This is a genomic window from Streptomyces sp. NPDC051636 (assembly GCF_044453765.1).
GTDB lineage: Bacteria > Actinomycetota > Actinomycetes > Streptomycetales > Streptomycetaceae > Streptomyces.
In genome coordinates, this window is record NZ_JBITDA010000056.1 from 1 (window position 1) to 17,204 (window position 17,204).

Below are 17,204 nucleotides of genomic sequence, written 5' to 3' on the forward strand. Positions count from 1 at the left end.
CGCTTCTTCTGTGAACCCATGACGGAGTCCTGTCCGGCAAAAGGGAAGGAGGAACCCACCAGACACGCCGCAATTAAGCAGCGACGCGCTACTAGAGATCTCCAAAGGTGCGGGTTGCGCGGGGGTGTGACGGCTGTCGTGGTCCGCGCCGTGCCGGAGGAATGGCGACATCACGCCTCGTCAAACCGCCCGAAGTCAGGCGGCGAGTGACGAGATCCAGTCGCGCAGGACTGCGACATACAGCTGCGTATCGATCTCGTGCATGTTGTGGCCCATTTCCGGGAACGACTTGTAGTCGAATCGCTGCCCGGCTTGGGTAATGAGCTCGCGTACGTGCCGTACCTGGAGATCCGATATGGCCCCTTGCAGCCTGCCTGTCTCCTCATCGATGTTCCGGAAGTGGTGGGCGAACATCACGGGGACTTTGACCGCGGCGAGCATGCGGGCCTGGTCGCAGGAGGCGGTGGCCGAGCCGGTCCAAAAGGCCCGAGCCCACTCGGGGTCATATTCCTTCACGCTCTGGGGCGGTTCATCGCCGGTCAAGTAACCGCCTGAGTGATTCGGCCCGGCCATCGTCACCAGACCTTGGCGCAGTGCGGGCGGCAGATCCCGGGGCAGGGCCTGCCGCAGCCCCCGCCAGTCGCCGACCGACCACTGATCACCCAGGTACATGTTCATGAGCTTGAGCATCGGGCCGACGGCCTGGCTCATGCCTTGGCCGTAGGGAGGCCGGATCTCCGACGAGAACAGCGGCGCGTCCTCGTAGTAAGCCCCTCGAATCATGCCGCGCGGCGCGTACGCGGACAGCCACGCTGCGATGAGGCCGCCGGAGGACAGGCCGCTGACGATGACCGGGCGCCGGATGCGTCCTGAGATGAACCGCACCAGGTCGTTGCCCATATTGTCGAGCGTATAGCGCCCCGGGGTACGCGTTGAGCGCCCTTGGCCGCGCAGATCCACGGCGAACACCTCGAAGTCGTCCGCCAGGAGCTTCATGGCCGCCTCATAGCTCCACCAGGAGTTCGCTTGTGCCGGCACGAGCAGGAGAGCAGGTTTGTCGGCAGATCCGGTCGTGGCGTAGTTCAGCGTCACCTCGCCGGTGTCGAAGCCCGACTCGGAGTACCCGTGCTCGACGTACGTGGCGTCGGGGTTGTCCGGTCCGTACTGCATCACAGCCGTTTCCTTTCATGACGAACATCGCACTGGTGCCGGGCCGACGCCTCCCGCCGGCGGCGGAGCCGGTCGCCCGCTCGCTCCGGTGGTATCCCGCCCACCTGCCGGACGGGCCGGACCTTGGCTGTGCCGCCGCCGGCGAGGCGCCTGCTCAGGCGAAGTAGTGGCCCTTGTCCAGGTCCTCGATGAGCCCCGGCTGGACCGGCCGCCACCCGAGCAGCTCGCGGGTCAGCGCGCTGGATGCCGGCTGGTCGACCGCAAGGATCCTGCCCAGGAAGCCGAAATCCTCGGCAGGGACGGAAGCCGTCGGCAGGTTCAGGTGGCGGCCGATCACTGCGGCGATGTCGCGGACCGGCACGCCCTCGTCGGCGACCGCGTGCAGCACCGATCCCGCCGGGGCCTGCTCCACCGCCAGGCGGAACAGGTGCGCGGTGTCCTGTACGTGTACCGCCGGCCAGCGGCTGGACCCGTCGCCGACGTAGCCGGAGACGCCCTTGTCACGGGCTGTTGCGGTCAGGCGGGCGATGAAGCCGTGGTGATCGCCTTCGCCGTGCACCGTCCGGGGCAGCCGCACGACGGACGAGCGGACGCCGCGTTCCGCCAGGTCGAGAACCGCCTGCGCGTTCGCGTCCCGGCCCGCCGCAGGTGAGCCGGGAGCGGGCTCGTCGCGCTCAGTCGCCACGCGCCCAGGCTGTGCGGGCGTCCCGGAGGCGATGACCAGGGGCTTGCCGGAGCCCTCGATCGCGGCGCCGATCGCCTCGATGGCACGCGCGTCAGCTTTTATCGAGGCCTCGAACTGGGTGAAGTCGTGGTTGAACGCGAGGTGGATGATCCCGTCGGAGCCGGCACACCCTGCGCGCAGGGCGTCCAGGTCGTCCAGGTCGCCGCGGAGCACCTCAGCTCCCTTGGCGGCGATGGCGGCGGCCGAGGAGTCCGACCTGGCGAGCCCGAGGACCTGGTGACCCGCGCTGATGAGTTCGGGGACGAGGGCCGAGCCGACCCAGCCGGACGCGCCCGTGACGAATACCCGCATGACAAAACCTCCCGATCGATGACGTCAGTGACTGTCATCAGACTACCCCCTGATGTCAGTCACTGTCGTCACGTATGATCGTGGCATGGGTCGATGGGAGCCGAACGCGCGCGGTCGGCTGGCGCAGGCAGCGCTGACGCTCTACGCCGAGCAGGGGTTCGAGAAGACCACGGCGGCCGAGATCGCCGCGCGGGCCGGACTGACCGAGCGGACCTTCTTCCGGCACTTCGCCGACAAGCGCGAGGTCCTGTTCTTTGGCATGGAGATGGCGCGGGACCTGCTGGCGGGTACCGTCACGGACGTGCCGGCCTGCGCGACGCCGATGGACGCGGTGGGCGCCGCCCTCGAAGCCCTGGGTGCCCTGCTGCAGGAAAACCCCGAACGGGTCAGACTGCGCGAGGCCGTCGTGTCAGCGAACGCGGAGCTACGGGAACGCGAGTTGATCAAGCTCGCCGGCCTCGCCGCGGCGATGGCTGACGCGCTGCGCGGCCGCGGTATCCCCGAGCCGACCGCGAGCTTGGCCGCCGAGACGGGGATCGCCGTGTTCAAGGTCGCCTTCGCGCGCTGGATCAGCAAGCCAGGCCAGCCGGACCTGCCGGGGATCCTCCGTGCGTCGATGGAGGAACTGAGGAACGTGCTCGCGGAACGCGCACCCATCTGACCGCGGCCTCTGGTCCCTCACCGCACCGGGGCGGCAGCGCCGCCACGATACCGGCGACGGGCATCCCGGCCGCGACCGCGTAAGCGCCGGAGAAATCCGTCGCTGAACGCGTGCGGGGGACTGATAGCTGCGCGCGGCGGCGAAAGCGGTCTGCGATGGCGAAGCCGGCGCGTCCGGTCGCGCCAGATCGCTCTTGATCACACGGATTTGCGGCAACGCAGCGCCCGCGGCGCGCCGGTGGCCACACCCGGCCACAGGGCATGCCCGCACCGTTGGTCGGAGCCTTGCGGCCACGGCCGGAAGGTCCGCGTCGCGTCGCTGCACCGTCCGGACGTCAACCAGCCTCTGGGCCGAGCGCCACATGGTTCCCACGACCGCACGCCGACGCAACTGACCAGCCCCGGCGGCCAAGCCGGGTGGCTCCCCTGGACGGCACCGGGCAAGTCGCCTCCGCGCGGCCCTGATTGCTCTCGCCTCCGCCATCGATCCACCGCCTGCACACACTGCCCTCAGCTCGGGCGGATCCACATGCGGGCCTGTGAACGGTCTCGGTTGGCATCCGCTCAATCCTCAACACTCTGAAGACCACCGCAGATGCCCTGCTCACGACCTTGTGCATCACGCGTCAACGGGGCTTGCGGACCCAGGCCCCCACCATCGTGGGCGACACTTGATAGAGCATGTCGTCGGTCCGCATGCGCTGGTCCATGGCTGTGAAGAACCGCTGCACCCGCTCCTCGGTGACAACACCCAGCCGCAACGCGGCCGGGAGCGTGCTGCGCAGCAACTCGAGCCCGACCTCGATGCCGCCGTCCCCCCGGAAGGCCATGCCGCCCGTCCGCCAGCACTCGTCCGGTTCCGGCACCCCGGCCGCACGGAATATCTCCGGAAGCTTTGGGCCGACCAGCGGTTCCTTGCCACTGGCCCGCAGGGTGGCCATGAGAACGTCCCGCGGCAGGTCACTGTCCTCGAAGGAGGGGAAGGTCTCCCAGGTGCGCAGATCGAAGTCCTGCACGACCAGAAGACCGCCGGGGGCCACAGCCTCGTACATCTTGCGCACCGCGGAAACCGCGTCCCGCAGATGTAGCAGGACGAGCCGGGTGAAGACGACTTCATAGGGGCCGCCCGGTATACGGTCCGCCTTCTCAATGTCCAGCTCGTGGAATTCGAACCTGCCGCTCTCCTCGTCTTCCAGCCTCCGCAGTGACGCGCGACCGAGTACCCCGTCGATGTCCATGCCGGTCACCATGGCGGAGGGACCTGCGAACCGGCGGAGCAACCGCATCCCCTCGCCGGGACCTGATCCGATGTCAACGCAGTGTGCGCCCTGGGGTATGCCGGCCCGGCGGAGGATCAGTTGCGTTGCCTCTTCGAACCGCCGGGCCTGCTCACGAAGACGTTCGTATTCCTGCTCGGACCTGCCAAGGGCGTAGCTGTTTACCGCGTCGGAGGACGCAGACGGGGTGATCTGGCTCACGGGTTGGAACCTCTTATTCGTGGAATCCCTGTACATGGCTCACTTCTTGCGAACCTTGGGCAATGCAAGGACTAACAGCAATAGCTTCCGGCTCGATGAGCAGCCTTCAATCGCAATAGCGGTTGTCGTTTGTCAACGCGTGCTTCCAGGAGGTGAAGTCCCCCACCGGTGAGTCCGTGTCCACTTGGGGCGCGGCTGTCTCGCGCATGCGTGTCTCTCAATGTCTCATGAGGTTTGGGGAGTTAGCGCAACTCGTTGGCGCGCGCCCACCTCCTCCAGTACGTGCGCGGCATGGGGAATCTTCGCCCCGTCACCCTCTCGGCACCCGTGTTACCGATTGCAACGACCTCCCGCACGCGAGCAGGCATGCGAGGCACCGCTCTGGGGTCGTGATCCAGCGCGCAGTGGCCTTTTGGGGTTCAGAGTGGAGACATCTACTGAATGACTGTCCCCTTCGAGAGGCTGACAAGCTGGGCCCAGTTGATACTATGCAAGGCTTCGCTGATTGGCAATCAGAATCAAACCTGCAGAGGCGGTCCTACGACTTCCCCAATTGCCCAAATGAGCACGACGCTCGAAATTCGATTACTCAACCGAGCGTGTATTTCCCCGACTGCCTCACCTTTTCATTCAACACGACGTCATCTGTGGTACCTCAGGCGAGGGGATCGTCCAGTTCGAACCATCCGTCCGCTGAGTGAATTACCCCAGGAGGAGGCCAGGGCGGAGACGATGAGGAGGCCGCGTCGCCCTTCCTCCTGGGGACGCTGAGTTCGGCCAAGGCGGAAAGCCTGCCGAGCCCCCGGCAGCGGCCGGTCCCGTTGCTCTACGGTGTAACGCCATGTCAAGCACAGAGCGCTGCCCCAGGCCCCGTCAGCCCGGACGCCCCCGCAGCGACAGCACGTCCTCTGCTCGCCCACTGGTGGTTGAACCTCACGTTCGTCCATTGGGCCATGGACCCGGCTCTCGTGGCCGGGGCCGTTCTGACGATCTGACGATCTGGTGTTCCCCCACACGGCTTCGGCTGTGCCGGGTGACGGGTCTCCTCGGCGGGCTACCGCCGCGTGAACCAGGTGATCACGACGTCATTGTGAACGACCGCCGTTCCCTCACCCTGAAGAGAGTCGGGTTGACCCCCCCCCATCGAACGAACGCCGGGATTGCGGCCCCGGCCACCACGGATAGCCCTTGATGATCGGTGAGCCCTTTCAGCGTGGCCATTGATCGGGTGACGACGGCGGGGCTCGCAACGCACAAGGCTCCGTGCCGCTGGAGGAGATGTTCGAAGTCTCAACCCACTGGCGCAGGAGCCTCGTCGGTTTTCCTGTCCTGCCGCACTCGACTTGCCTCACGCCCTGGTCGAGTGGGTCACCACGGTCATCGTCACCCGCGAGGGTGACACCCGAGTCACTGTTCCGTCGTCCGACCTCACCAGGTGAAAGCCGGGAGCGGTGGGCAGGGCCACCGACTCGGGCAGAGGACGCAGCCTGTAATGACCCTTGTCCGGATTCAGAGTGGAGAAGACCTCCCGGGACCGCTTGAACTCGCCGTCGATCGCGTCGTTCGCTGAGCCCTGGGCACGCCGGTGCTCGACAAGGGTCCCGTTGAGTTCGCGGACCATCCGGTCGAGATTCACCAGAATTGTGTCCACGTGGTCGTCCCACTGCTCCAAAAGCTTCTGGTACTTGTTCCCGTCGCAGCCGCCATAGCCCCCACTCAGGGCAAATCTGGTGGACTGCACGTCCTGTTGGCATCTAAAGATACCGCTGTACGCCTGCTCCAGAGCCGTGATTCCGTGGCGTGTAGCGGCCTCGTGGGACTGCTGCGTTGCCATACGACTACTCCCTTCGACAGAACCAAGTGCTCGTCAGGATCGGCACCAGTCACTGCCCCTCCGGCGCGCCGCCCCGCCAAACCACAGATTTCTCCACGGTCCTCCCCCCAACAGTCCGAGCGAGGGTTGAGTCTGATGCTATGCAAGCCATGGCCGACAAGCAATACAAACTTGAGCATTCTCAGGCTTCCCTGCCTCACCCCTTTGCTCGCATGAGCAATAGGGTCGAAAACAACGACTCAAACGAGCATCGCTCTATCGTAATCGAGACGGAAAGGGCATACCCAAACCGTCGACAGCGCCTGCCTCACCGGAGTTCACCAGGGTCTTGAGCCGCACGCCGGGACTGACGGTGCACCCCCGCTCGGCGAGTAGGTGCCTCACCTTGCCAATGGCCCGGGTGACGGTGGAGCGGTCCACGCTGAACCAGCAGGCCAGCACGTCGTGCGTGGTCCCGTGGCGGGGGTGCACGAGCGTGGCCAGGAGCCGATCGACGAACACCAACTGGTGCTTCGCGCTGGCGCCCAATCCCGCTTCCGTGGCCGTGACATGAGCTTGGCCTGGTGCCGCTCGTGCCACAACGGCCCAAGCTCGGCGACGAGTTCAGCAATCACCTCAGCCGACAGGCCCGTGATCCTTCGGTCGCCTGATGATCGCTGCACGAGCCGCACTCCCCACCACGCAACCATGATCGACTATCAGCGGCTCGACGTCTCACCGCCTACCGTGCACGAGCTCGTAAGGCTCCGACCGCGGAGAGCAGCTCCAGTTGGGTGGCGCCTGTTGTGCCGGGTGGCGCGGTCATCCACAGCAGGCGCTGGCATCCCTCCTCGCTGAACAGGCTGTGGCACTCCACCTCGATGATGCCCAGCACGGGGTGGACGAGCCGTTGTTGGCCCGCTCGGCGCAGGGCGACGTCGTGGGTGTCCCACAGGGCGGCGAACTCCTGGCTGTGCTGTCGCAGCTCGGCGACCATCTGCCCCACTTGAGCGTCGCGGCCGCGGCGGGCGGCGACCGCTTGGAGATCCGCCACGTAGGCCCGCGAGTGGTGCCGGTGGTCTTCCTCGGGATATAGCGACCGACTGTCCGGGTCGGTGAACCAGCGGTAGGCGAAGCTGGACGTGAAGCCGCCTCCCGCCGGGTGCCGGCCGACCAGTGCAATAGCCAATTCGTTCTGCGCGACGGGCTCGTGCAGGTCGGTGACGACCTGAGCCGGAGTGGTGGTCAGCCGGTCCAGCAAGCAGAGCAGGGCGGGCTGGCCCTGCGCGGTGGAGCCGTGCGCTCTCAGCGGGACGGGCCGGCCCGCGAGGCGGAACAGGTGGTCACACTCGTCGTCGTTCAGGCGCAGCGCCCGGGCGAGGGCGGCCACGACCTGGGCGGAGGGCTGGGCACCGCTTCCGCGTTCCAGTTCGGTGTAGTAGTCCGCCGACAGGCCGGCCAGCTGCGCGACTTCTTCGCGGCGCAGGCCCGGGACACGGCGCCTGGTGCTGGTGGGCAGGCCGACGTCGGGCGGACGAATCCGGTCGCGCCGGGACCTGAGGAATGCGGCGAGTGCGGAGGGGTTCACGTTTCCCACTGGATCTTGATGAGGAGGTACGGTCCCAAGCCTCGATTGCTCGTGGTCTGGGCTCCGTGGGGGAAGCGGCGTAGTCCGCGAAGCGCGCCTCGTGGATCGTGAGCAGCTCGTCGTCATCGTCGATGGTGCGGTCGGTTAGCGTCATCGGCCGAACGACCTATCCGTGCGTGCGCCGCTATGCCGTACGGACGACGGCCTCGCAGAGCCCTTCGGTGCGGCAACTCAAACCGGGTGGTGAAGCTGGTGCGGCCGAGGAGGAGGCCCTGGAAGCGGCCGGCACCGGCTCTGCGACGCTGGCGTCATGACAAGCACAGACCGCAACCTGGTCCCTGTCACCGCTGACGCTCCCGCAGCCGTTGCAAGTCCCCTGCTCACCCAGTGGTGGCTGGACCTCGCCTTCATCCATTGGGCCGTGGACCCGGCCGTCGTGGCCGGTCTGCTGCCGGCCGGGACCGTGCCCGACACCCTCCATGGGAACACTTATGTCGGCCTGGTTGCCTTCCGGATGCACCGGGTCGGCTGGTTCCGGCTGCCCGGGATCCCCTACCTCGGTACCTTCCCGGAGACGAACGTGCGCCTGTATTCGGTCGACGCCCACGGCCGGCGCGGCGTGGTGTTCCGCTCGATGGACGCCTCCCGTCTCCTGCCGGTGATCATGGGGCGAGCCGGTTTCCGGCTGCCCTACGCATGGTCCCGGATGTCCGTCCGCTCCCAGGGCGGCACCCACACCTACACCAGCTCCCGACGCTGGCCCGGGCCTCGCGGCGTACGCAGCCGGATCACCATACGGACAGGCGAACGCATAGAAGAGCCAACGGAACTGGAGCACTTCCTGACCGCCCGGTGGGGGATGCACAACGCCTTCTTCGGCGGTGTCGCCTACCTGCCCAACGACCACCCCCGCTGGCCGCTGTACCGAGCAGAGCTCCTCGAATGCCAGGAGGAACTCGTGGCAGCAGCAGGACTTCGCGCCCCGCAGGGGAAGCCGGTCAGTGTGCTGTACTCGCCGGGTGTCCCCGTCCGCCTGGGCCGCCCTGCCCGGCCCGCCGGCATCCCGACACCGTGAAACCGGTCGGGCTGCGTGCCAGCCCTGCCTGGCGATGTCGTTCAGGCATCCCTCGCTCGCCGCGCTCGCGGCCAGCCATGGGCGGGAAGCCTTCACCGAGGTGACCTGGCGGGAAGGCTCCCGCGGACCGATGCGCTCGCACTTCCTGTCCCTGCGGGTGCGGCCGGCCGGGGTCCGGGCTGGGACGTTCCTGGACCGGCTGGCATCACCACGTCACCCTGGTCACCGCCGCCCACGCCTTCCTCACCGAACAGCGACTGGCCCCAAACCCTGGCCCGGCGCGGAGACGAAGCGGTCACCACTCGGGCACGGTTATCACGGGTTCGGGCACGTCCGAGATCTCGGCACGCTCATATCCTGTTCGCCATGGGGCGGGCTTGAGCCACCCCTGGCGACCGTCAACTCCCCCGGTACGGTCGCCATGGCCGCCTCCCACCTCACCGGCTGAGGATTGCGGCAGGTTCCCCCTCCGGACACACCCCTCCGGAGGGGGCCGTACATGGCTCGCGGCGGCCCTTCGCTCCGGAGCGGAACTCAGCTCCTCGCGGCCGTGTCCCCGGCCAGCGACTCGGCAGAGAAGCTGATCTTCACTGCCGGCTCGCGTTCCGGACCGGTTCGCCGAAAGTCCGCGACCGTGGCGATGCGGGCCCGATGAAATCTGGTGAACAAGGCCGGTTCCTGGTGCACCCAGTCGGTGCACGAGATGAGGACCGTCTCGACGTCCCTCGCCGTGCCCATCGACCTGACGGCCGGTTCCTCGGCGTCTCAGCGCTTCGCGGTCCGATGTCAGCCTCGGCGAGGCCGAGGCTGTTGGCTGCCCGTGTCGGGCCCGTGCCGGGTACAGCCGCAAGGCATGTGCACGAAGGAAGTGAGACCCATGCGCCCTGCCTCCGACAGCAGCACCCTGCCCGGAAAGCGGGGTCCGTCAAACGTGCAGTGCTCTGCCTTCACTTTGGACCGGCTTGCGAGCGGACCGTTGCTGCGGAATATGCGCCTGGCCGGACTGGCACTGCCGACTCCTGCGGATTGGGGCTCGCTGAAGGCATATCTGCGGGTGCTGGACGATTCCGCTCCTTTCGTGTTGCTCGACGTGCCACACCCTCGTTGGCTGGCGGACGTCGACCAGCGGATAAGCGTACTGAGCAGACTTTCGCCGGTGATTGCTCTGGTACCGACCGGCGCTGACAATTCGGGTCTGCTCAGCGCGGGAGCAGTGAACGTTCTCAACCGGGACATGTGCATTCGCGAACTGGCTGCGCGGCTGGCTGCTGAGCAGCGCTGGTTCATAGCCGCCAGGGCCGGCGGTTCGCCGATTTCGCCCGGCCCGGTGCCGCGCTCGATGCACCCGCTCCCGCTCCACGGTTCGCAACAGCTTCTGATGAGGCTGCTGGTTCAGTACTGGCGGCCGTGGTGCTGCCATGACCTGTGCTTGTTGCTGGGCACCTCTGACCAGCCGTTGAGCCGCCCTACGCTTCGGGCTCGACTGGTCCGCATAGAGCCCTACTTGGCCCGCGCAGGGCTGACCCTGCGCCGTAGCGGCCGCTGGGGACGCATCCATTACCAGGTCACGGAAACCGTGCCTTCCACTGCGTCGCATGGGCGCCGTTGAGCCGGGCGCGCCAGCCGCCGGACGGGCTCCGCACCACCTGTTATCGGCCATCCGGAGCGTGCCCTACCGCGCGAAGCGGGCAGAAAGCGGGCGTCTTCCTCGCCGTGCCCGGACATGAATGACGAGTCCATTCATCTCCCAACCGCTTCACCAACGCGCATGCCCTGAAGTCCACGCCGGCTCGTCACCCGCCACCTGGTCCTCCGGCAACACACAACGTCGGACGGTGAATGATCAAGAACAACTGACTCCACCTCGCCGGCTACCTGTGGGGGCTTCGCTGCCCTCACCGCCTCGCCCCGAGCCGACGCTCCCTACCGGCACCACCGAGAGGTCGGAGACTGGCATGCCCAGGCTCAGCGGCAAATGTTCTGAGGCCGTCCTGATCGGTGCATGCCGGCTGCGGTGCGCCGCCTGTGGGCAAAGAGGGGGACTCCGTGGGATTGGGCCCTCGTCGCGGGCTGCCGGTCATGCGTCGGCAAGGCGGGCGGTGGGCCTTCGGTTCGCGTCCGTCGCCGCGCTCTTTGGGGGAGCGGCGCTCCCCACCATTCAGCCAGCCGTCGAGGAGAACGAGCGGAAAACTCCCTCCGAGTCCTCGTGCGCGCTCGACGAGTAGTCCTGGAAGTCCATGTTGGCCAGTTCAAGGTTGGCATGGATCGAGTGGACACCGCGCGGCACCGTGCGGAATTCACGTCCGAACTCGACCATGGCTTCGTAATCCTCATCCTCGTCGTCGTCAAAGTCCTCCCGGGTCATGGTGGTGACCGCAAGCAGGGCGTGGTGGTCGGCACGCATCGTCGTGCTGTCGGCGACGAACACCACACTGAGCTGGCCCCACGGCTCCGATATCGCCGCCAGGATCGCGTCTGTGTCCGCGCCGTCCAGCTCCGGCGCGTCGACCACGTCATAGGAATCCGCAGGGTCGCCGTCGTAGTGGGAGGACCTCTCCAGCTCCGCCGTCATCTCCCGCCACGCAGCCTCGTCCGTAAAGTCGGTCCTGATGATCACGGCTGAGAACTCGTTGCGCTCTGACAGTCCGGACAACGTCACCATCATCACCACTCCTCGAAGAATTCTGTACTCCTGACCGGGACCGGAAGATAGCGAACGGCACTGACATTGATGCTGATACTCGGGTTCCGGTGGTCGTGACCCGGGCACTGACTGACATCGCCTCCGGCAGACACAATGGTCCGGGGGACCGGAAAGCTGTGGGGGAAGGTGACACAGCGACGTATGATGCCGCCGAGTGTAGGTACCTCGTCTTCCGGGATCCGCCCCAGCCGGCGAGAACTGCCCTTGATGGGCACAAATGGCAGTTCTGAAGGGCAAACCATCACTGCCTGTTCGACCAGCTCAGCGAGGTGTTCGCGCGAGCACCCGACAACCATCCGCTTGCCGTCGAACTTTCGCGTCCACCGCATGAATCGACGACGAATCCGGGACGAGGGCGCTACCACCACAGACGTCGACCGCTGCTGGCAGTCCTTCCTCCGCCGCTTCGACCTGGAGCACACGTTTCGCCTGTTCAAGCAGACGCTCGGGTGGACCAAGCCGCGGCTGCGTAGCTCGGAGGCTGCCGACCGGTGGACGTGGCTGGTGATCGCAGCTCATGCCCAGCTGCGGCTCGCCCGCCCCTTGGCCGCCGACCTCCGCAGGCCCTGGGAGAAGCCGGCCGAGCCGAACAAGCTCACGCCCGCCCGGGTCCGCAGGGGGTTCAGAAACCTGCGCACGAAGGCCGGCTCACCGGCTGGTGCACCGAAACCCGCGCGGCCGGGCCCCGGGAGGCCAGCGGGCTCGAAGAACCATCACACGGCCATCCGCCACGACGTGGGCCGCGTCCTCGCCACCGGAGAGGCCTTCAGTCGCCCCGCCCACCACAAGAAGGGCACCAAGCCCAGGCGCATCCGCACCGCGCTGCCGGATGAGACACCTATGACCGAGTAGCTACGGCAGCGATGCCAGATGCCCGCAACTTCCGGGCCAGCAGTTCCATCTCAGGAAGGGTCCCTGAGTAGTCACCGCTCAGCACGCGGCGCAACACAGCCTTAGCGTTGACCAGGTCAATGCCGAGTTCAGCTCGCAGCACCTGCATCATCACGACACTCTTCGCCGACGGACTGACCACCTGCAGCCTCGCTGGCCCATGCTCGGACAGCATCTGATCCCGTCGTTCGCTCGGCAGGTCCCCACCACACACGGCGACCGCGAATCCACAGGCGGAACACGTTGACTCGACATCCCACCGCAAGCGGCCGTCCACGAGGGCCTGAACACCGCAGCACTCCAGCTCAGCACCACAGCCCTGACACATCACGGAGTACCTGACGGATTCGAAAACGGCCTGCTCCATCCCCCACCCCCAACAGGGACGAGGTTAAACGACAAGCTCAGTAATTCGCCGCGCAGCCGGGGGAACCAGGGGACGTCTACCCCCTGATGCCGAGCACCCGGCCAAGGTGCGCGATCGCCAGATGGGCCAGCGCTGTAGCCTCAGCCACCGGTGATCACTGCGATGAGCGCGGGCCCGGTCACGTCCGTGATCGTCGGCTTCACGCCCGCGGTGCGGCACAGGAGCTCCAAGTCGTCCTCGAAGGCCGTGCGGATCACGTTCTCGGATCCCATCGAGGTCAGCGCCCGTTCCACCTCAGGCGTGGTCGGCTCCGCCTTGCCGGTGTCCCGGCCATGGTCGGCCACTTCCTCGCCGTCGCGTAACACCACGAAGGCGGAGTCGGCGTTGATGCTGCGGTAGCACGACACCGCGAACGTGCCCTCCGACAGTTCCGGAAGGTCGATGGCCTGCCACCCGTTGTCCTCGACGAGAAGCGTGTGGCGGCCGAGCGCGAACGCGGCGACCACGATGTCCTCGACCTCGTCGGCCTCCTCCCGTTCGGCTCGCTCGAGCAGGTCTTGCCAGGTCCCGGTCGTCACCTGGTCCGGTTCGGCGCCCAGTCTCCGCAGTGCCTCGTCCGGCTCGATGTCGTGAATGACGGTGACGCAGTAGGCGGGTTCGGCCATCAGGGCGTCCATCCAGGAGGTGAAGTCCTCGGCGGGGGGCGCGGCCGCTACGGTTGCGGCGATTCGCTCACCATTGCGCCAGACCACCGTGCCGTCGGTGGTGCGCAGCTGGGCTTCGCCCTGCAGCACCACCAGTTCTTCACCCGGTCCACCGAGCTCGAGTGCCACGGTGCCGTTGTCCTCCCTCACGCGCAGGACACCGTCCTCGTCGAGCACGAGGCTGCTGCGTTCGGCGTCCCGGATGCCTATATGCCACAGCCAGCGGCCGTCCTCGCCGAACAGGACGATGCGCCGGTCATCCCGGTGCGCAAGTACGGTGGATCCGTCGGGTGACGTGAGGGACTGACGCTGCAGCCTCTGGCCGCGGCGCAGGGCCGATCCGCGCGCCGTCTCAGCCGTCGGCATCGAGCCAGTCGACACTGACGGGATCCGCCACACTTCCGCGCCGCTTCCGTCGAGGAGCGCGACGCCGCCGTCATCGTCCACCCTGAGCCGCTGTGCGCCCGACCCCGCGGTGCCGGACCGCCAGACCGCCGCACCGCACAGATTGCGGACGACCAGGTCGCCGTCGTCGGTCAGCTCGGCCCATCCGTCGCCGGCCCACCAGGTGTGTGTGGCCCACATCTCCCGGTGCGCGGCGTTGTCGTACAGCACCAGGTTGCCGTCGTCCTGGTGCACAAGGGTGTAGGCCCCCGAGGACGAGGTCAGCGACTGGTGCCACAGCCGTGCCCCGCGCCCCAGTTCCGGGCCGCCGTAGGCGTGCGGCACAGCGGGCGGAAGTACCGTGGGCACATTCCGCATGCCCTCACGCCATAGAAGCTGTCCGTCGGCGTTCACCAGGCAGAGCGTCCAGGCTTTCCGGTCGCCATCTGGAAGCATCTGCCAGGTCAGATCCGTTCCGTCCTGTTCCAGCCATCGGGCCAGTGGCACGACCAGCTCGTAACTTGTCCCGCCCTGCACCTGTGTGACCTGCAGCGAGCCGTCGACGTTGCGGGTGACGAGCCGACGCTGTCTGCTGCCCCTCACCAAGTAGGTCTCCCTGGTGATGGAGGCGGCCGGCGCGGCATCGTGCAGGGCTCTCGCCTCGATGGGGCCGGTGCGTGAATTCAGCAGTGCGACGCCATCACCCGCCACCAGCTCGAGATCGCCGGCATCGGTGATGACCAGCAACCGGGCCTCGGGCGAGGCGATGTCGGACACCCAGACGGTCCCGTGGCCGGACTGCTCCACCTGGAGGGCGCCACTGGTGCCCAGGAGCATCCAGCCTGCGGCGGGATGGCCGGTGTCTCCCGCACGCCACCGGGTCTCACCGGTGGCCTGGTCCGTGACGACGGCTACTCCGGTGGCGTCGTAGTGGAGGGCGTACCGGCCGGAGGGTGAGCTGAGCGGTTGGTCCGGGCGCAGCCGGTCGAACTGTCTCAGGTGGTACATGTGTCGTCCCTTTCGCGTGGGAGCCTCGCCATGCCACTGGCGCGGTTCGGTGCGGGCGGTGGGCGGACACCCCAACCTGGGCATCTGCCGAGGACGCAGGGCGGGTGTGGCCGGTGCGCGAGTCGTGGTCAGCCCGGTGTGGCCGGTGCGCGAGTCGCTGCGGTCACCTGGCGCTCGATCCAGGGGGTGGGTGTCCGGGGGCATGACGATGGCAGTGTGGATGCCGAGCGCCGCGTAGCGGGCCATCTCCCGGGTGAAGGCGTCGACGTCTCCCCGCACCAGGAGGTCATGAGTGGCCCTCAGCGGCCGACGTTCTGTGACCGCCGTCTGACCGGTGCAACACCGGCATCGTGTCGGCGGCCTGTCCGGTCGTTTCCGGTGGGAGACAGGCGCGCACGCGGGTGGCGGGGTGGCTGGTCCCACACGCGAGTCGGCCGGGCCTTCTCGGCGAATACCTCACGTGCGGCGGTGATCTCCTCGATGTGGCCCTCCGACCACTGCTTGAGGGCGGCGAGAAGAGGCACCAGGGTGTGGCCGAGTTCCGTCAGTTCGTAATCGACCCGCACGGGCGCCAAGCCGGTGACGGTGCGGGCCACCAGGCCGTTGCGCTCCAGCGTGCGCAAGGTCTGGGTGAGCATCTTCTGGCTCGCGCCGGTGATCAGCGAGCGCAGCTCGCTGTGGCGCCGCGGTCCGCCCGCGAGCGCGTTGATGGTCAGCGCCACCCACTTCTCGCCGATGAGGGCGAGGACTTGACGTGCGGGGCACGTTTCCACGAAGGCGTTGTAGGCGATCTTCGCCTCGGCACGCCGCTCTTCCGCTGTCTTCGACACCCGTGTTTCCACCCGCTTCTGGGCACTTCAAAGTGCCTACTTCCCTCTGGTGGCATGGTGCACCAGTCTGAATCCATGCGGTCTGTGCGGGAATGGCCCGCCACCGCCGGCCTTCCTGGCCCCCGTAGCAACGGCCCCGGCCCGCGTCGGAGTGATCGATCCGACGCTCCCTGTCACCCGTACCTGGAGGCAACCCGTGCCTTTCGGCATCAGCACCCCGCACCGCTATGGCCTACTGCTGGGTGGCTCAGTGCTTGCCCTGACCGCGTTCGCCACCGTTCCGGCGGGCGTCGGCAGCGCCGTCCAGCCCCATACCGTCGCCTTCAGCGAGAACAGCCCGGCAAGGTTCTGGACGCCCCGCGGCGGACTGAGCAGCCAGGCCTGGACGGTGCTGCGCCGCTCCGCGACGGCGCGCACGGCACTGCAGCTTTACAAGCCCTTCGAAACCGGCGACACATCGGTCTACGACACGCTCCTGACGGAGGACTTTGTGGATGCGCCGCTCGCCCCTGGTCAAGGGCCTGGGCGTGAGGGTATGAAGCAGCACGTTGCCGAAGACATCGTGGCCACCTTTCCCGACCTGACGATCCGTATCGAGGCCATCCATGTCGCAGGGAACACCGTCACCGTCCGCTCGGTGATCAGCGGTACGCAGCAGCGGCCGTTCCTAGGGGTTCCCGCCACCCACCGCAAGGTGTCCTTCCGGGCCGTCGACATCCACCAGGTCAACCCTGAACGGGGGATAGCCCGCACGGATCATCTGGAGGATCTCTTCGGCGCGTACCGGCAGATCACGCAGTAGTCGTCCGGGTCTTCCCGGCAATATCAGAGCGCGACATCGTTGGCCAAGGCCCAACCTTTCCAGAGGCCGGCTCGGGCCGCCGTCCAGTCGGGTTCCCAGCCGGGCCGCAGACCACTCACCCCCCAGCCGTCCCGCCGTCTTTCGGGAACGCCGAGTCCGGCCATCTGCGCCGCCATAGCGGCGTCATACACCTCGTGCGCAATGTGCAAGGCCTCCCATGTGGACGCCGCGTGCCCGGTGAACACGTGCAGGCCGTGCCGCGTTTTGTCCGTGGCGTGGTGTATCGGGACGTTGACCTCGAAAAAATGCAGATGCCTCATGGCTTCCATCTCCTTCGGTTATAGGCCGCGACTGCTCTTCTGAGCGGTTCGGGAGAAGACCCAGTCCTTGCTGCGCGAGTTGGTCGTACGACGAGGAGCGGGCCTGGGCAGGATCCCGGGGCGAAGACGTCAGGACGTTGAAGACCTTGGTCGGAGCACATCAGTGGGTCGTATCCGGGACTCTGTGAGTGGCCCCGGAGCTTCGTGAGTACTCGGCCGACCGGCCGGTGGTGTGGTGTGTGCCCGGCTGGTCCGTGGGGGTGTGCTGCTTATTCGTCCGGGGTTTGCTGGAGCATGGCGAGGGTGAGGACGTTGCCGCCGATGCCCCAGCCGCCGTCGGTGACTTCCTCGACGAGGACCATGGTGTTGGCGCG

16 protein-coding genes and 2 pseudogenes are annotated in these 17,204 nt (G+C 67.2%); 6 read left to right on the plus strand and 12 right to left on the minus strand.

What is annotated here, in order from left to right; all coding sequences use genetic code 11:
- Nucleotides 1-195: 195 nt before the first annotated feature.
- Both ACIBBH_RS41240 and ACIBBH_RS41245 read right to left on the minus strand, forming a co-directional pair.
- A complete protein-coding gene (locus ACIBBH_RS41240; protein WP_399413954.1) occupies nucleotides 196-1,170 on the minus strand; it encodes an alpha/beta fold hydrolase in 975 nt (324 codons plus the stop codon).
- A 154-nt stretch (nucleotides 1,171-1,324) separates the two neighbouring features.
- Complete coding sequence (locus ACIBBH_RS41245; RefSeq protein WP_399413956.1) at nucleotides 1,325-2,206, minus strand: SDR family oxidoreductase; 882 nt, start codon at nucleotides 2,204-2,206, stop codon at nucleotides 1,325-1,327.
- Nucleotides 2,207-2,291: 85 nt separating this feature from the next.
- Between ACIBBH_RS41245 and ACIBBH_RS41250 the strand changes: the two genes are divergently transcribed.
- Nucleotides 2,292-2,867 carry a TetR/AcrR family transcriptional regulator gene (locus ACIBBH_RS41250; RefSeq protein ID WP_399413958.1) on the plus strand — a complete coding sequence of 192 codons (576 nt, stop codon included), beginning with the start codon at nucleotides 2,292-2,294 and terminating at the stop codon, nucleotides 2,865-2,867.
- Nucleotides 2,868-3,492: 625 nt separating this feature from the next.
- Here ACIBBH_RS41250 and ACIBBH_RS41255 read toward each other — a convergent pair.
- From ACIBBH_RS41255 to ACIBBH_RS41270, 4 genes are all read right to left on the minus strand, one after another.
- Nucleotides 3,493-4,380, minus strand: coding sequence for a class I SAM-dependent methyltransferase (locus ACIBBH_RS41255; RefSeq protein ID WP_399413960.1), 888 nt, complete (start codon nucleotides 4,378-4,380; stop codon nucleotides 3,493-3,495).
- 1,312 nt (nucleotides 4,381-5,692) lie between these two features.
- Nucleotides 5,693-6,178 (minus strand): hypothetical protein, encoded by a 486-nt coding sequence (locus ACIBBH_RS41260; RefSeq protein ID WP_399413962.1) that lies wholly within the window; start codon nucleotides 6,176-6,178, stop codon nucleotides 5,693-5,695.
- 255 nt (nucleotides 6,179-6,433) lie between these two features.
- Nucleotides 6,434-6,757 carry a transposase family protein gene (locus ACIBBH_RS41265; RefSeq protein WP_399413964.1) on the minus strand — a complete coding sequence of 108 codons (324 nt, stop codon included), beginning with the start codon at nucleotides 6,755-6,757 and terminating at the stop codon, nucleotides 6,434-6,436.
- Nucleotides 6,758-6,899: 142 nt separating this feature from the next.
- Nucleotides 6,900-7,745 (minus strand): helix-turn-helix transcriptional regulator, encoded by an 846-nt coding sequence (locus ACIBBH_RS41270; RefSeq protein WP_399413966.1) that lies wholly within the window; start codon nucleotides 7,743-7,745, stop codon nucleotides 6,900-6,902.
- A gap of 310 nt (nucleotides 7,746-8,055) precedes the next feature.
- Here ACIBBH_RS41270 and ACIBBH_RS41275 point away from each other — a divergent pair, with 310 nt between their 5' ends.
- A complete protein-coding gene (locus ACIBBH_RS41275; RefSeq protein WP_399413968.1) occupies nucleotides 8,056-8,820 on the plus strand; it encodes a YqjF family protein in 765 nt (254 codons plus the stop codon).
- 52 nt (nucleotides 8,821-8,872) lie between these two features.
- Nucleotides 8,873-9,101, plus strand: a pseudogene (locus tag ACIBBH_RS41280) (IS701 family transposase); the annotation flags it as partial.
- 253 nt (nucleotides 9,102-9,354) lie between these two features.
- Here ACIBBH_RS41280 and ACIBBH_RS41285 read toward each other — a convergent pair.
- On the minus strand, nucleotides 9,355-9,558 hold the full coding sequence (locus ACIBBH_RS41285) for a hypothetical protein (RefSeq protein ID WP_399413984.1): 204 nt from the start codon (nucleotides 9,556-9,558) through the stop codon (nucleotides 9,355-9,357).
- A gap of 139 nt (nucleotides 9,559-9,697) precedes the next feature.
- On the opposite strand from ACIBBH_RS41285, the gene ACIBBH_RS41290 reads away from it, so the two are divergent.
- Entirely contained in the window at nucleotides 9,698-10,429 is a 732-nt protein-coding gene (locus ACIBBH_RS41290; RefSeq protein ID WP_399413970.1) for a hypothetical protein, read from the plus strand.
- Nucleotides 10,430-10,978: 549 nt separating this feature from the next.
- On the opposite strand, the gene ACIBBH_RS41295 is transcribed toward ACIBBH_RS41290, so the two are convergent.
- Nucleotides 10,979-11,485 (minus strand): DUF6924 domain-containing protein, encoded by a 507-nt coding sequence (locus ACIBBH_RS41295; protein WP_399413972.1) that lies wholly within the window; start codon nucleotides 11,483-11,485, stop codon nucleotides 10,979-10,981.
- A gap of 396 nt (nucleotides 11,486-11,881) precedes the next feature.
- Between ACIBBH_RS41295 and ACIBBH_RS41300 the strand changes: the two are divergent.
- Nucleotides 11,882-12,376: pseudogene (locus ACIBBH_RS41300) on the plus strand (transposase); the annotation flags it as partial.
- Nucleotides 12,377-12,922: 546 nt separating this feature from the next.
- Here the strand turns inward: ACIBBH_RS41300 and ACIBBH_RS41305 are convergent.
- Complete coding sequence (locus ACIBBH_RS41305; protein ID WP_399413974.1) at nucleotides 12,923-14,878, minus strand: DUF6461 domain-containing protein; 1,956 nt, start codon at nucleotides 14,876-14,878, stop codon at nucleotides 12,923-12,925.
- Between the two features lie 299 nt (nucleotides 14,879-15,177).
- Nucleotides 15,178-15,708: a winged helix-turn-helix transcriptional regulator gene (locus tag ACIBBH_RS41310; protein WP_399413976.1), complete on the minus strand. Its 531-nt coding sequence runs from the start codon at nucleotides 15,706-15,708 to the stop codon at nucleotides 15,178-15,180.
- 196 nt (nucleotides 15,709-15,904) lie between these two features.
- Between ACIBBH_RS41310 and ACIBBH_RS41315 the strand changes: the two genes are divergently transcribed.
- Entirely contained in the window at nucleotides 15,905-16,510 is a 606-nt protein-coding gene (locus ACIBBH_RS41315; RefSeq protein WP_399413978.1) for an ester cyclase, read from the plus strand.
- Nucleotides 16,511-16,533: 23 nt separating this feature from the next.
- Here the strand turns inward: ACIBBH_RS41315 and ACIBBH_RS41320 are convergent, their stop codons facing one another.
- Nucleotides 16,534-16,830 carry a hypothetical protein gene (locus tag ACIBBH_RS41320; protein ID WP_399413980.1) on the minus strand — a complete coding sequence of 99 codons (297 nt, stop codon included), beginning with the start codon at nucleotides 16,828-16,830 and terminating at the stop codon, nucleotides 16,534-16,536.
- A gap of 269 nt (nucleotides 16,831-17,099) precedes the next feature.
- Nucleotides 17,100-17,204, minus strand: a 105-nt coding sequence (locus ACIBBH_RS41325) for a 4-oxalocrotonate tautomerase family protein (protein ID WP_399413982.1), incomplete at its 5' end; no start/stop codon positions are given.

Coding starts and splice junctions, on each gene's coding strand:
- ACIBBH_RS41285 (WP_399413984.1), bottom strand. CDS start 9,558: ATGGGCACGGCGAGGGACGTCGAGACGGTCCTCATCTCGTGCACCGAC.
- ACIBBH_RS41245 (WP_399413956.1), bottom strand. CDS start 2,206: ATGCGGGTATTCGTCACGGGCGCGTCCGGCTGGGTCGGCTCGGCCCTC.
- ACIBBH_RS41250 (WP_399413958.1), top strand. CDS start 2,292: ATGGGTCGATGGGAGCCGAACGCGCGCGGTCGGCTGGCGCAGGCAGCG.
- ACIBBH_RS41305 (WP_399413974.1), bottom strand. CDS start 14,878: ATGTACCACCTGAGACAGTTCGACCGGCTGCGCCCGGACCAACCGCTC.
- ACIBBH_RS41295 (WP_399413972.1), bottom strand. CDS start 11,485: ATGATGGTGACGTTGTCCGGACTGTCAGAGCGCAACGAGTTCTCAGCC.
- ACIBBH_RS41260 (WP_399413962.1), bottom strand. CDS start 6,178: ATGGCAACGCAGCAGTCCCACGAGGCCGCTACACGCCACGGAATCACG.
- ACIBBH_RS41240 (WP_399413954.1), bottom strand. CDS start 1,170: ATGCAGTACGGACCGGACAACCCCGACGCCACGTACGTCGAGCACGGG.
- ACIBBH_RS41290 (WP_399413970.1), top strand. CDS start 9,698: ATGCGCCCTGCCTCCGACAGCAGCACCCTGCCCGGAAAGCGGGGTCCG.
- ACIBBH_RS41255 (WP_399413960.1), bottom strand. CDS start 4,380: ATGTACAGGGATTCCACGAATAAGAGGTTCCAACCCGTGAGCCAGATC.
- ACIBBH_RS41320 (WP_399413980.1), bottom strand. CDS start 16,830: ATGAGGCATCTGCATTTTTTCGAGGTCAACGTCCCGATACACCACGCC.
- ACIBBH_RS41275 (WP_399413968.1), top strand. CDS start 8,056: ATGACAAGCACAGACCGCAACCTGGTCCCTGTCACCGCTGACGCTCCC.